Origin of the sequence: Streptomyces sp. NPDC053513, assembly GCF_044544765.1 — a bacterium.
Classification (GTDB): Bacteria; Actinomycetota; Actinomycetes; order Streptomycetales; family Streptomycetaceae; genus Streptomyces; species Streptomyces litmocidini.
This window is the reverse complement of record NZ_JBITXP010000006.1, coordinates 133,210-146,588: the sequence shown is the minus strand read 5'-3', so window position 1 is coordinate 146,588 and position 13,379 is coordinate 133,210. Positions and strand designations below refer to the sequence as shown.

The following is a 13,379-nucleotide window of genomic DNA, read 5'->3' as shown; positions in this document are numbered from 1 at the left end:
CCACCAGCAGGGCGCGGCCGGGCCCCGCGGGCAGGGAGGAGATCAGGCGGGCGCCCCGGGCCAGTCCCCACACCTCGAGGCGGGAGGTGGGGACCAGGGTCTTCGCCGCGCTCGGCGCGCCCGCGCGGCTGCCTCGTACGTGCTCCGCCCTCGCGCGCTCGTAGGCGGGGAACGCCCGCTCGTGGTCGTCGCGCATGATCTCGACGTGCCGGTCCGAGGCGGCGTCGAAGATCTTGGCGAGGTCCACCCGGACGGGACGCCGTGAGCCCTCCTGATGGGCGGTCATCCGGGTCGTGCCGGTGGCCCGTTCCCCGATGCGCGGGAGCACGCCCGTCTTCTCCGAGATGTTCATCGCGGGCCGGAAGAGGTCGACCGCGTGGCCGCCGGCCATGCGCGGGGCCGGCGCGCGTTCGACGACGGTGACGGAGAAGCCGTGCCTGGTGAGCCAGTGGGCCAGGACCGGACCGGATCCTCGTCTCCGGCGCCGGCGCTGGCGCCGGAGACGAGGATCCGCATGGCACCCCTCCCTTTCCCTCACTCCGCCCGTACGGCGTGGGTCGCGGTGAAGGCCGACAGCGGGGCGGCGGTCCGCCGCGGATCCTCGAGCAGGGGCGAGTGCCCGAGACCGGGCAGCAACTCGACCTGCGCGCCCGGAACGGCGCGGTATTCGGAGGCGGACGAGGAGCGCCACCTGCGGTCGTCCTCGCCGAAGAGCACGAGCAGCGGCTTGCCCAGGACCGAAAGCCGGTCCGGCAGCGCCCGCTGTTCCAGGTAGGAGTGCATGGCCGACATCGTCGCGGTGAACGTGTGCGGGGTCATGTCGCGTACGTCGTGCAGGAGTTCCTCCGGGACCCGGTAGCCGGCGCGGCTGACGGCGGTGCTCGCGAAGTGGCGGAGCTCCTCGTCGCTCGGCGGCCACTGCGAAGGGCCGGCCGCGGCGGCCTGCGGTGCGACGAGGGCGCCGAGGCCGGGGCCGGTGTTGACGAGCACGAGCGCGGTCACCAGGTCGGGCCGGTGCTCGGCGAGGGCGGTGGCGACGGCGCCGCCGCTGGAATGGCCGACGACCACGGCGTGCGCGACGCCGAGCCGGTCCAGCGCCTCGCCGACCCGGCGCGCCTGGTCCGGGACCGCGTAGTCGCGGTCGGCCGGTTTGGCCGACCGCCCGTGCCCGAGCAGGTCGATCCGGATGACGCGATGGGCTCCGGCCAGCAGCGGAACCATCGGGTCCCACGAGCGGGTCGAGGACGCGGACCCGTGGATGAGCAGGAGTGTGGGGGCGTCACGGGGGCCGTCCTGGCACACGTGCACCTCGCCGTCGTCGAGCGGCAGGATCGCACTCTCGGTGGCCCCGGCGCCGCCGTTCGCGTACGGGTTCTCTTCGGAAACGGTCATGGGCCCACTGTCTCCGCCGGTACGCGCCGGCGTATTGGACGAATGTTCCCCCGGTCGGCCCGCGTAGCATCATGGGCCCATGCGGACGTTCGCGCACGGTGCGGCCCTGTGGGACGTCGCGTGCCCGCGGCGGCCCAGCCGGGTGGCCGGTGTCACCATGGCCGGGTTCCGCGTCCCCGACCTGGACGCGCTCCGGATGGTCCCGCACCCGGCCGTGACGCTGCTCCTGGACTTCGGCGACGGGGCGCCCGTACTCGACTCCGCCGCGGGACGGCAGCGGGGAAGCCTCGTCGCGGGGCCCGGGCTCGGCTCCGGAGGCACGGTCCGGGTGTGGGGGGAGAACGTCGAGTGCGTGCAGGTGCGCCTGTCCCCGGCGATCGCACGCGCGGTTCTGGGCGCCTCCCCCGCCGACTTCGACGGCGCCGTCGTGCCGCTGGACGGCCTGTGGGGCCGGGAGGCCGCCCGGATCCGCGAGCGACTCGCCGACGCCTCCTCGTGGCAGGAGCGATTCGGGTTGACGGACCTGCTGCTGGCACGCCGGTACGAGGCGGGGCCGCCGGTCGACCCCGAGGTGGTCTGGGCCTGGCACCGGATCACCGTCAGCCGTGGCCTCGCCCGCGTCGACGGACTCGCGACCGAGGTCGGGTGGAGCCGGAAGCGGCTGTGGTCCCGCTTCCGCTCACAGCTCGGCCTGCCGCCCAAGTACGCCGCGAAGCTGGTCCGCTTCGATCACGCCGCCCATCGCCTGGTCGCGGGCGAAAGCGCGGCCCATGTCGCGGCCGCCACCGGCTACGCCGACCAGTCCCATCTGCACCGGGACGTCATGGCGCTCACCGGGGCGACCCCGGCGAGCGTGGCCGGCGAGCCGTTCCTCGCCGTCGACGACCTCGCGTGGCCCACCCGCGACACGGCCGCCGCGGCACCGGTTCAGCCCTCGGCTCCGGGCCGGTCCCGGGAGGCGTCGTCGGACGCCGGCCGCAGCTGGACGCAGCACTCTCCAGGGGTCGGGGCGAGGACGGCCTCCACGCCCGAGACCTCCAGTCCCCGGAGGTAGTTGGCGAGGAAGGCGTGGTTCATGCCGCAGACCAGCTCGGGGGCCTTGGCCGCGAGGGGGTGGAACGGGCAGTTGCGCAGCCTCACCTCGGTCGGGTTCTCACGGACGGGTTCGAACCCGTAGGCCTCGAGCATCTGCTCACACAGCGTCAGACCGCGTTCCGCGCCGAGCCGTCCGGGCCGGCCGGCCTCGCGCTCGTCCTCCCCGAGCCGGCGCCCGCGTCGCCCCGCCGCCGTCACGGCGGCTTCGGCGGCGCTCCCGCCGGCGCCCTGGGCGAGGACGGCCTCCAGGAGCAGATCGGCCAGCAGCTGGTGGCGGCGTTCGGGGATCGAGACCGTGATCTGGGTGTCGGTCGGTTCGTACACCTTGGGCTGGCGCCCGACCCTGCGCACCGCTCCGGGAGTGCCGTAGCGGGCGCGCAGCAGACCGACGTCGACGAGCTTGTCGAGGTGGAACGCGGCGAGCTTGCGTGAGATGCCCACGCTCGCGGCGGCCTCGTCGCGGGTCACCGGGCGGCCCGCACGCCGGATGAAGGCGAACATCCGACGCCGGGACTCCTCCCCCAGGACGCTCACGGACTGAATGCGGTCGGCCGGGGCCGCGCCCGTGCCCTCGCTGCTCTCGTCACTGGTCACACGGTCACGATAACTCCCAAGAGTGAAGAAAGGCCCGCGCGCACAGGCCCGTGGCCTGGATGTCTTGACGGAAGGAAAGAATAAAGACAAGACTTGTTGGTGAAAAGCGGAGAGGAGCCGAGCATGTACAGCGAACAGCAGTCGCAGGCGAAACGGCCGGTCAGCGCGGCGCTCGCGGGCCCGTACGGTCATCCGTTCCACCCGATCCTGGTGACCGTCCCGATCGGCGCCTGGGTGACGAGCCTGGTCTTCGACGTCGCGTCGCTCGTGGTGCGCGATCCGGGCTTCCTGACGCGGGGCTCGATGTGGTTGATCGCCGTGGGCGTGCTCGGCGCGCTGGCGGCGGCGACGGTCGGGTTCCTCGACCTGTTCGCCATCCCTCCGGGCACCCCGGCGATGCGCACCGCCCTGGTCCACATGACGCTGAACCTGCTGGTGACCGGCGCCTACACCGGCGGCTTCTTCTGGCGGCGCGCCGCCGGGACGGCCGGCAGCGTCGGCGCGGGGATGCTCGCGCTGTCCGCGGTGAGCCTCCTCGTCCTGGGGGTGTCCGGCTTCCTCGGCGGCAAGCTCGCCTACCGCTACGGCGTGCGGGTGGCCGACGAGGCCACCCAGGCCGACGGCTACGTCCCCACCGTCGCGGGCGGGGAACGCCCCGGCCGCTCCCGCTGAACCGAACCGATCACTTCACTGGAGTCCCCGTGGACATCGCAGCTCTCGTCACCTGGCTGATCACCGCACTCGGCGGCTTCTTCATGCTGGGGGTGTGGATCCGGCGCGGCGGTGTGCGTCAGCAGCGCACCGGCACCGGCCGGCTGCCCGCGCCCGTGCTCTTCGGGCACTTCGCGCTCGCCGCCGCCGGTCTGGTGGTGTGGATCGTCTACCTCGCCGTCGACAGGACGTTCCTGGCCTGGACCGCCTTCGGCCTGCTGGTGCCGGTCGCCCTGCTCGGCTTCTTCATGCTGGCGCGCTGGCTGCCGGTCCTGCGCGCCGGCTCGGCCGGCACGGACACGGAGACGCCGGCCGAGCGGCACTTCCCGGTGCCGGTCGTCATCGGCCACGGCCTGTTCGCCGTCGCGACCGTGCTCCTGGTCCTGCTCACCGCGCTGGGCGTCGGAAGCGACTGACGCGCCTCAGTCGGCGCGCCCCTTCCGATCCGGTCCAGCCACCGGCCCGCCCCCGGCCGGCACCACTCGCCGACCCCCACGGCAAGAGCCGGTACCGCTCACCGGCCCCCACCGACAGGAGGCGGCGGGGGCCCGCGAGTTCGCTCCCACGGGCCGCGGGGCTCCCGACCCGCCCGCACTCACCAGGAGCGCCGGTGGGTCGGGGTTCCCTGACGGAAAGCCGTGCCCGGGGGTCCGTCAGAACGCGAAGACCGCGCCGCCCGCCGTGCGGGCCCGCAGTTCGCACGGGTTGCCGTAGGTCGCCGACCAGGTGACGCGCCGGCCCTGCCAGACGCCGTCACCGGTGATCGTGACCGGGTTCCACTCGCGCGTACAGGGGCGGCCTCCCCGTAAGCCCGTCAGGCTCGTGAAGTCGCCCCCCGCGGCGGCCAGTTCCGCGCAGGCCGCTTCCGGCGCGGGGTGGCTGCCGGACGGTACGGGGGCGCAGTTCAGGGTGACCGCGCGGGCGACGGTGTCGGTCGCCGGGTGCGCGCCCTCGCTGAGGGTGAGCACGAGCGCCGAGGGGGCGTAGAGGATCGCGGGCGCCGCCTCGGCGGTGCCGGTGCCGGTGAAGGCGGTGCCGACGAGCGCGAGGCCGGTCGCGGTGGCGAACGCGGTGGCGCCGAGGGTACGGAAATAGCGCACGGGGGTGTCCCTTCGCGGGTGACTGGGTGATGCGAGCCGATCGGCTGCGCACCGGAGTCTTGTCGACGCGGAGGGTGATCGCACATGTGGTCGCACCTTTCCGGCCGCACCCTCGACAGACCCCTACCGACTGGTCGTTCGGCCAGTTGAGAGACGGTGCTCCGGTACTCCATCCCGTCCCCCGGGCGCGGACGGCGCGGGCGGTCCAAGCTCGAACAATCCGCTGACCTGCGCTGACGCGGAAATGGTTCGGGATTTGACCGCCCGCGCCCGGTCATGATCGTCCGGAATCCGGGGCCCGGCCCGGCAGCGACGACCGGCACCTCCGCGGAGTACGGCTGCGGCGGCATGCCCTGGACCAAGGTGTACGGCTCGCCCCGAGCACGGCTGCGACTCGGCTACGATCGGGCCTGGGACGCGGAGACGGTCTGTGGGTACGACTGGGACACGGAGACGGTCGCGGGGTCGTCGTACACACCGCGGGTCGGTACGGCGCACACAGATGCCGGCACCGCACGAAAACCGTGCGGTGCCGGCGGGTCACCCGACTGGGAACCGATGTCCCGTGCGGCAGGGGCAGCCCCGGGTCGGAGTCTTCCCGCGCGGCGTGACCGCGATCGACCATCACGTCGTCGAGGTGTCCGTCGGACGTACGCAGTGACCGAGGGCCTCACCGGCTCTCGCTCCGTCCTGCAGGTGCACCCCACTCGGCGTTGCAACCTGTCCTGCCGACACTGCTACTCCTCCTCGGGCCCGCACGTCGACGAGTCCCTGCCCCTGCCGCTTCTGCGCGGAGCAGTGGTCGAGGCCGCAGGGCTGGGTTACGACGTGCTCGGGGTGTCCGGTGGTGAGCCGCTGCTCCACCCGCCGCTCCCCGCCCTGCTCGCCGCGGCTCGCGAGCAGGGCATGCGGACCACGGTGACCACGAACGGCATGCTGCTCACCGAGCGCCGGCCGGCGGAGCTCACCGGTCTGGTCGACGCCCTGGCCGTCTCGCTCGACGGGACGCCCGAGAGCCATGTGCGGATGAGGCGGAATGCCAGGAGTTTCGCCCTGATGGAACGCCGGCTCCAGGCGGTCCGTGAATCGGGCATCGCCTTCGGGTTCGTCTTCACGCTGACCCGGTTCAACGTCCACGAGCTCGACCGGGTGTCCCGGTTCGCGGCGGATGCCGGGGCGGGGCTTCTCCAGATCCATCCGCTGGAGCCCGACGGGTACGCCGCCGAACTCCTCGACGGCGCGGTGCCGGACGTGAAGGAGCCGGCCTTCGCGGTGCTGGAGGCGGTCCGGGTACGGTCCTCCGGCGGCATGACCGTACAGGTGGACGTCACCACGCGCGGCGAACTGCGTGCTCGCCCGGAGATGTTCGTCCCCGTTCAGGGCCGGGAGGGGCGGCGTCTCGGTACGTGGCTGACGCCTCTGGTCGTCGAGACGGACGGGACCGTGGTCCCTCTCGCATACGGATTCGACCGCCGGTACGCACTGGGCAGCCTCCACGACTCCACTCTGACCGAGCTGGGCCGGGCCTGGGACCCCGGTCCCTTCCGCACGCTGTGCGCGGAGGTCCACAGGCGCTTGGCGGAGGAGACGGGACCGCCCTTCGTCAACTGGTACGACGACGTCAGCCGCGCTGCCGGTTCAAGGAGATGGTGACCACCGGGCCCCCACAGAACACCGCGCCGCCCGCGGAGATGAGCTGGTGCATGGAATCGTGTGTCGCTTACGGCGACGGCCGACTGAAGCCGGCCAAGCGGGACACGCACGGAGCTTTGCCGGCAGGTGGAGCACGCAAACGGTCGACGCCGAGGGCGGAAGCCGGCCCTCCTTGGCATGCGACAGGGACGACTCCCCTCTGGCCTACGTGAAAAACGGGCGGCTCCTGTACGGGCTCGGAACACGGGACGCCACCCCCTGACCGCCCATCAGATGGGGCGCCTCCTCGTACGCCAGGACTGCAGAGCCGTCCACCGCGGCCGGCCGCGGGTTCCCGACCGGCAGGCTCCGCGAGGGCGTACGGCAACCTCGCCACGACTCGCCACGACGAGAAGGGGCCGCCTCGGATGCGGAAGTGACGTCGACACCAGCCCCCGCCCCGCCCCCGCCCCCGCCCCCGCCCCCGCCCCCGCGAAGTGCTAACTTGAACACGTTCAAGAAGGGGGCAAGGGTGATGGAGGACGGCCGGAGGGTGTCCGCCCGACAGCGTGCGTGGATCGTGGCAGGGGTCGTGACGGCGGGGCTCGCCGCCGCCCTGGGTCTGCTGATCGCTCCGTTCTCGGGTGGGTCGTTCCTGATGACAGCGCTGGTGGCCGTCACACCGCTGCTGATGCAAGACCATCCGAAGGCCTGCGCACGGACCTGCCTCGTCATCGGGCCGGCCCTGCTCGCCTGGGCAGTGATCGGCGCCGTCATCGGCATGTTCCTTTTCGCGCCGGCGGCCCTGCTCCTGGTGATCGCGCCGTTCGTGGACCCGGGCAACCGTCCTGGTCCCTGGTTCTCGGCGATCGCACCCGTCGTCACCGCTGCGGCCATCGTGCTGATCGCCGCCCCGCCCGGCCAGGACCACGACCCGGAGAACGAACCGCCCCCCTCCTTCCGTGCCACCCTGGACTCCACCGACCGCTTCCGCGACCGGCAGTTCAACGAACGCAAGGAACGGCTCCTGGACCACGGCGCCACCCGCGTGGAGGTCTACGAGTACGCCGGGCGGCTCATCCTCCGGGTGGGCATGCCGGACACCTTCACCGACGGCCGGACCGAAGGCGCCCTCAGGGACGAGATCGCCGGCCTCCCCGGAGTCGTCGACATCCGCCGCTGCACGTTCCACACCTGCGACGGGTGACGCGGGCGACCGTGGACCACGGCGACGGAAGAGGTGACGTCCGGTGACCGGTCCCGGGCGGGGCCTCCGCCCTCCCGCGCCGGACCGGACGCGACGTCCCGCCGGGAACGCCGGGAACAAGGAACACCCCCACCTGGCCGCCCGCCCCCGCGGCCCCTCGGGAGCGGAGACCCTGTGCGGCGGCCCCGACGCATACGGTGAGCGCCGGAGACCTGGCCGCGGGGAGGTGTTACAACTGTGGTTGTGAGCCCGTCTCGTCTCTCGTGTCCGGCGTACCGGTGCGGTCGCCCCTAGGCAGAAGATCCGGAAGCGTCGCCGGGCAGGTCTTCGTCCTTCAGGTGGCGATCGTGGTGCTGCTCGCCGCCGGGGCTCTGCTGGCCCTGGTGCTGCAGTCGCGGCACGACATCGACCGAGAGGCTCGCAACCGGTCGGTCTCCGTGGCGCAGACCTTCGCGAAGTCCCTGGGCCTGCAGGAAGCGCTGAAGACGCCGGACCCGTCCGCGGTTCTGCAGCCCCTCGCCGAGGAGACGCGCAAGGCCGCAGGGGTGGACTTCATCGTGGTGATGGACACCCACGGCATCCGCTACAGCCATCCTCAGCCCGATCTCATCGGCAAGCGGTTCGTCGGCACGATCGAGCCCTCGCTCGCCGGCCAGGTGCACACCGAGAGTGTGCAGGGGCCGCTCGGCAAGGAGATCCAGGCGATCGTGCCGGTCGACTCGCCCGAAGGCGATGTCGTCGCCCTCGTCTCGGCGGGTCTGACGGTGAAGAGCGTGACCGGCATCGCCAACCGACAGCTTCCGGTCATCCTGCTGTCCATCGCCGGCGGCCTGGCGCTGGCCACCGTCGGCACGGCGCTGATCAGCCGAAGACTCCGCCGCCAGACCCACGGGCTCGGCACGCAGGAGATGACCCGCATGTACGAGCACCACGACTCGGTGCTCCACGCCGTCCGCGAAGGGGTGCTGATCACCGACGGCGAAGGACGACTGCTCCTGGCGAACGACGAGGCCGGAAGGCTGCTCGACCTGCCGGACGACGCCGAAGGACGCCCCGTCGACGAGGTCGGCATGGACCGCCGGATGGCGGACCTGCTGCTGTCCGGCCGGATCGCCACCGACGAGGTGCTGGAGGCCGGGGACCGGCTGCTCGTCGTCAACCAGCGGCCCACCCGACCGGGGGGCCGCCCGCAGGGCTCGGCGGTCACCATCCGCGACTCCACCGAGATGCGGCTCCTGAGCAGCCGAGCGGAAACGGCCCGCAGACGGCTCAAGCTGCTCTACGACGCCGGAGGCGACATCGGCACCACGCTCGACGTGGTGCGGACCGCGGAGGAGCTGGCCGAAGTCGCCGTCCCCCGGTTCGCGGACTTCGTGACGGTCGACCTGGCCGATCCGGTGCTGAACGGCGACGAGCCCGGCCCGGGCGCCGACATGCGGCGCACGGCGGTCAACGGCATCCGCTCCGACCACCCGCTGTACCCGCTCGGCAGTCTGATCGACTTCCTGCCGTCCACACCGCAGGCCCGCGGTTACGGCACAGGCGCGGCCGAGCTCGTGCCCGATCTGCGTGACGCGCCGGGCTGGCACGCCCAGGACCCGCGCCGGACATCGGCGATCGTCGACTACGGGATCCACTCGCTCATCGCCGCTCCGCTGAAGGCCAGGGGCGTCGTGCTCGGAGTGGTCAACTTCTGGCGGTCGCAGAAGCCGGAACCGTTCGACGAGGACGACCTGTCCTTGGCGGAGGAGCTCGTCGGCCGCGCCGCGGTCAGCATGGACAACGCCCGCCGCTACACGCGCGAACACCATCTCGCCGTGACGCTCCAGCGCAGCCTGCTGCCACAGGATCTGCCCGAGCAGAGCGCCGTGGACGTCGCGCATTTCTACCAGCCCGCCCAGTTGGGAGTGGGCGGGGACTGGTTCGACGTGATCCCGCTGCCGGGAAGCCGCGTCGGGCTCGTCGTCGGAGACGTCGTCGGGCACGGCCTGCACGCCGCCGCCACCATGGGGCGGCTGCGCACGGCCGTGCACAACTTCTCCTCCCTGGACCTGCCGCCCGACGAACTCCTCGCCCGTCTCGACAACCTCGTCCAGCGCATGGACCAGGAAGGCGACGGCACCGCCCCCGAGGGCGGCGTTCTGGGCGCGACCTGCCTGTACGCCGTCTACGACCCGGTCTCCCGGAACTGCGCCATGGCACGGGCCGGACACATGCCACCGCTCGTGGTCGCCCCGGACGGCACGACGACGATCTCGGAACTGCCGGCCGGCCCCCCGCTGGGGCTGGGAGGCATGCCGTTCGAGACCATGGAACTGCGCCTGGCGGAAGGCAGCCAGCTCGTCCTGTACACCGACGGGCTGGTCGAGGAGCGGACCCGGGACATCGCAGAGGGCATGGAAAGGCTGCGCACGGCACTGAGCCACCCCGGCCGGGACCCGGACGCCAGCCGCCGCGCCGTACTCGACGCCCTGCTCCCCAGCCAGCCGTCCGACGACATCGCGCTGCTCATCGCGCGGACACGCACCCTGGGACCCGGCCGGGTCGCCCAGTGGGACGTTCCGTTCGACCCGAGCGAGGTCGGCGCCATGCGCAGCCGCGCGGCCGAGCAGCTCGAGGAGTGGGGCCTGGAGGAACTCGCCTTCAGTACGGAACTGATCCTCAGCGAGCTCATCACCAACGCCATAAGGTACGGCGCAGCGCCGGTTCACGTGCGTCTTCTGCGCGATCGCACCTTGACCTGCGAGGTGTGGGACAGCAGCAGTACCGCCCCGCACCTGCGGTACGCGGCCGGCATGGACGAGGGAGGCCGCGGACTGTTCCTGGTGGCGCAGATCAGCGAGCACTGGGGCACTCGGTATACGCCGGAGGGCAAGGTCATCTGGGCCGAACAGGTCCTGCCCGCTGCCGGCCCGGCCGTAGCAGCTGCCCCTGCGTGAGGTGAGCCGGGCGACGAGGCACCGGCCGCGGCCGCCTTCGTCGGCCCGACGGGCCCGGCGCAGGCGGGGCCGGGTGTCGCCGGGGACGGTGACCTCGCAGACCAGGACGTGCTCGTGGATCAGCCGCAGACCACGGGGCCGCCGGCACGGCGGACGGCGGTCGTGACCGGCTCGCCGACCATCGGCCCGGTGGTGAAGGCGAGGTCGCCCGGACCTCAGCCATCGAGTTGACACGACGTCACCTTCCGTGCCTCGGCGGCAACGGCCGGATCGGCCGGAAAGCACCAGGCGCCGATGGGCCGCGGAGGCAGGGCGCGCGTGCGGGCCGGGGCAGGGTGACGTCGTCGCTCGGCGCGGATTCACCAGCCCGGACCAGCACGGCGTGACCGATCTCAGGCAGCGGACGGCCCGGACGGCAGTGAGCCTCCAGACGGTCGGTCGGGCGCCGCAGCCCGGCGTCCGGCGTCCGGCGTCCGGCGTCCGGCGTCCGGCGGGACCACGATGGGCGGCGGGTGGCCGGCAGAGGCCAGGGTGCAACGGCCGGTGACGGGGTCGCGGAGCACAGCCGGCCCTTGGCGGCCGCGGCGGGCGGGCCGTGGCCGATGAGGTCGCCGACGAAGGCGGTTCTCGGCGAGGGAGGCCCGACCCCCACGGAGCGCACCTCGACCGAGTCGAGGTGCGCTCCGGTCGGTCGAGCGCGCTGGTCCCCAAGTAGCCCCGGAAACGATCAAGGGGCCGTTTCAGATTGCTCTGAAACGACCCCTGATCTGCGACTCTTTCGAGTCGGGACGACAGGATTTGAACCTGCGACCCCTTGACCCCCAGTCAAGTGCGCTACCAAGCTGCGCCACGTCCCGATACCCGTCTGACCTGGGGTTTCCCCTGGCCGAACGCGCATGAGAACAATACCGCACTTTCACCGGTGGTCGCGCACGCCTTTCCGGGCGCCCGGGGTCGGGCGCACGCCGGGCCGGCGGTGTTCACTCTCCGTGACGCACCTCCGCGCCTCCGCACGTGCCCGCACGCCTGCTCCGGCGGGGGCGGGAGGGGGAACGGAGGGGCCGGGGAGGGGCGCCGCCGGGGCGGGAAGAGAGGAGGACGAGGTTCCGGAATGCCTCCCATATGAGGAGGAAGAGGGTGATACAGCCATACCCCTGCATCTGTCAGTCCATATCGGCACCTTCTTCGCCGTGGACATGTGGCAAAAAGACGACCATGGGGAAGGAGGTCCGGACCTGGTCGAGAGGGCCAAGACCACACGAAACACAGTCAGATCCGATCGTCAACCGCTCCTGTTTCGGACAAACTTCATGGCGATATTGATCCGTTCCGGAAAGATCAACACCATGAACGGGTCGGCCTGTTCGGGACGGGACCACTGCCGATGCTCCACCTGCTCGGACAAACCGCCGGGCAGGCATTTCGCAGATGAGGACTCGGATGGACAGCTACTTCAGCAGCCGACTGCATCATGAGCTCAGGGAGACGGTCCGCGACTTCGCGGAGCGTGAGGTCCGGCCCCGGATAGCCGAGATGGAGGAGTCCCGGACGGTCCACCACGAGCTGTCCCGCAAGATCGCCGAGCAGGGCTGGCTGGGAGCGACAATCGGCCAGGAGTACGGCGGCATGGGCGCCGGCCACCTGGCCAAGACGATCATCATCGAGGAGCTCTCCCGGGTCAGCGGCGCCATGGGCGCCATGGTCCAGGCCTCCCAGCTGGGCACCGCCAAGATCGTCCACTTCGGCAGCGACGAGCAGCGCAAGACCTGGCTCCCGGAGATCGCCGCCGGCGCGTGCCTGCCGACCATCGCGGTCACCGAGCCCGAGTCCGGCGGTCACGTCCTCGGCATGAGCGCCAGCGCGGTCCGGGACGGCGACGACTACATCCTCAACGGCAGCAAGGTCTACGTGGGCAACAGCCACGTCGGTGATCTGCACGGCGTCGTGGTCAGGACCGGTCCGGGATCGAAGGGGCTCACCGCTTTTCTGGTCGAATCCGATCGTCCGGGGTTCAGGACCGGTCCCCAGCAGCAGGCGATGGGCCTCCACGGCTTCAGCTTCGGCGAGCTGATCTTCGAGAACTGCCGGGTGCCCGCCACCAACCGGCTCGGCGACGAGGGCGACGGCCTGGCCGTCGCGTACTCCTCCAGCGTGCTGTACGGACGGGCCAACCTCACCGCCGTCTCGCTCGGCATCCACCAGGCGATCCTGGAGGAGACCACCCGCTTCGTCTCCGAGCGCATCCGCTACGGAAAGCCGCTCCACGAGCTGCCCACGGTCAAGCTGAAGCTGGGGCAGATGCAGTCCCGGCTGATGACCGCCCGGCTGGCCGCGTACCACGCCGTGCACCTGCTCGACCAGGGACTCTCCTGCGACACCGAGCTGATGAACGCCAAGCTCGTCAACGTCGAGTCGGCGATCGACTCCGGTCGCAACGCCATGGAGATCCACGCCGCCGCCGGCCTCTTCACGGACCGGGCCATCGAGCGCTACCTCCGGGACGCGCACCACATCTTCGCCCCGGCCGGCACCTCCGACATCCAGCTGCTGCGGCTGGCCGAGGTCGCCCTCGGCCAGGACAAGGGCAGCTGGTCGGAGCGCCTGTCCGAGCTGGTCCGCACGCCGGAGCCGGAGCTCCTGCACGTCTGATGCCCTCCCCCACGAGCCGGGAGCCCCGGTACGGCGGCCGCCGTACCGGGGCTCCCGGCC

At 72.0% G+C, this 13,379-nt stretch carries 9 protein-coding genes, 1 tRNA gene and 1 pseudogene; 7 read left to right on the top strand and 4 right to left on the bottom strand.

Going from position 1 to position 13,379, the window contains the following annotated elements; all coding sequences use genetic code 11:
• Positions 1 to 534: 534 nt before the first annotated feature.
• Entirely contained in the window at positions 535 to 1,392 is an 858-nt protein-coding gene (locus tag ACIGW4_RS12915; RefSeq protein ID WP_399580148.1) for an alpha/beta fold hydrolase, read from the bottom strand.
• Between the two features lie 79 nt (positions 1,393 to 1,471).
• Here ACIGW4_RS12915 and ACIGW4_RS12910 point away from each other — a divergent pair, with 79 nt between their 5' ends.
• Positions 1,472 to 2,446 (top strand): helix-turn-helix domain-containing protein, encoded by a 975-nt coding sequence (locus ACIGW4_RS12910; protein WP_399580146.1) that lies wholly within the window; start codon positions 1,472 to 1,474, stop codon positions 2,444 to 2,446.
• 428 nt (positions 2,447 to 2,874) lie between these two features.
• On the opposite strand, the pseudogene ACIGW4_RS12905 reads toward ACIGW4_RS12910, so the two are convergent.
• Positions 2,875 to 3,273: pseudogene (locus tag ACIGW4_RS12905) on the bottom strand (hypothetical protein); the annotation flags it as partial.
• On the opposite strand from ACIGW4_RS12905, the gene ACIGW4_RS12900 reads away from it, so the two are divergent.
• Together ACIGW4_RS12900 and ACIGW4_RS12895 are read left to right on the top strand one after the other, a co-directional pair.
• Positions 3,205 to 3,753, top strand: coding sequence for a DUF2231 domain-containing protein (locus ACIGW4_RS12900; protein ID WP_399580145.1), 549 nt, complete (start codon positions 3,205 to 3,207; stop codon positions 3,751 to 3,753). The pseudogene ACIGW4_RS12905 and the gene ACIGW4_RS12900 overlap by 69 nt on opposite strands.
• Positions 3,754 to 3,782: 29 nt before the next feature.
• Positions 3,783 to 4,208 carry a hypothetical protein gene (locus tag ACIGW4_RS12895; protein ID WP_399580143.1) on the top strand — a complete coding sequence of 142 codons (426 nt, stop codon included), beginning with the start codon at positions 3,783 to 3,785 and terminating at the stop codon, positions 4,206 to 4,208.
• Between the two features lie 237 nt (positions 4,209 to 4,445).
• On the opposite strand, the gene ACIGW4_RS12890 is transcribed toward ACIGW4_RS12895, so the two are convergent.
• Positions 4,446 to 4,892: an SSI family serine proteinase inhibitor gene (locus ACIGW4_RS12890; RefSeq protein WP_398709407.1), complete on the bottom strand. Its 447-nt coding sequence runs from the start codon at positions 4,890 to 4,892 to the stop codon at positions 4,446 to 4,448.
• A gap of 696 nt (positions 4,893 to 5,588) precedes the next feature.
• On the opposite strand from ACIGW4_RS12890, the gene ACIGW4_RS12885 reads away from it, so the two are divergent.
• From ACIGW4_RS12885 to ACIGW4_RS12875, 3 genes are all read left to right on the top strand, one after another.
• The gene (locus ACIGW4_RS12885) at positions 5,589 to 6,545 is read left to right on the top strand and encodes a radical SAM protein (RefSeq protein ID WP_399580141.1); all 957 of its coding nucleotides are present in this window, start codon (positions 5,589 to 5,591) and stop codon (positions 6,543 to 6,545) included.
• Between the two features lie 532 nt (positions 6,546 to 7,077).
• Positions 7,078 to 7,731, top strand: coding sequence for a hypothetical protein (locus ACIGW4_RS12880; RefSeq protein WP_398709412.1), 654 nt, complete (start codon positions 7,078 to 7,080; stop codon positions 7,729 to 7,731).
• A 338-nt stretch (positions 7,732 to 8,069) separates the two neighbouring features.
• On the top strand, positions 8,070 to 10,670 hold the full coding sequence (locus ACIGW4_RS12875) for a SpoIIE family protein phosphatase (protein WP_398709414.1): 2,601 nt from the start codon (positions 8,070 to 8,072) through the stop codon (positions 10,668 to 10,670).
• Between the two features lie 783 nt (positions 10,671 to 11,453).
• Here ACIGW4_RS12875 and ACIGW4_RS12870 read toward each other — a convergent pair.
• A tRNA-Pro gene (locus tag ACIGW4_RS12870) sits at positions 11,454 to 11,527 on the bottom strand.
• 583 nt (positions 11,528 to 12,110) lie between these two features.
• Between ACIGW4_RS12870 and ACIGW4_RS12865 the strand changes: the two genes are divergently transcribed.
• On the top strand, positions 12,111 to 13,319 hold the full coding sequence (locus tag ACIGW4_RS12865) for an acyl-CoA dehydrogenase family protein (RefSeq protein WP_123456345.1): 1,209 nt from the start codon (positions 12,111 to 12,113) through the stop codon (positions 13,317 to 13,319).
• The last annotated feature ends 60 nt before the right edge of the window (positions 13,320 to 13,379 follow it).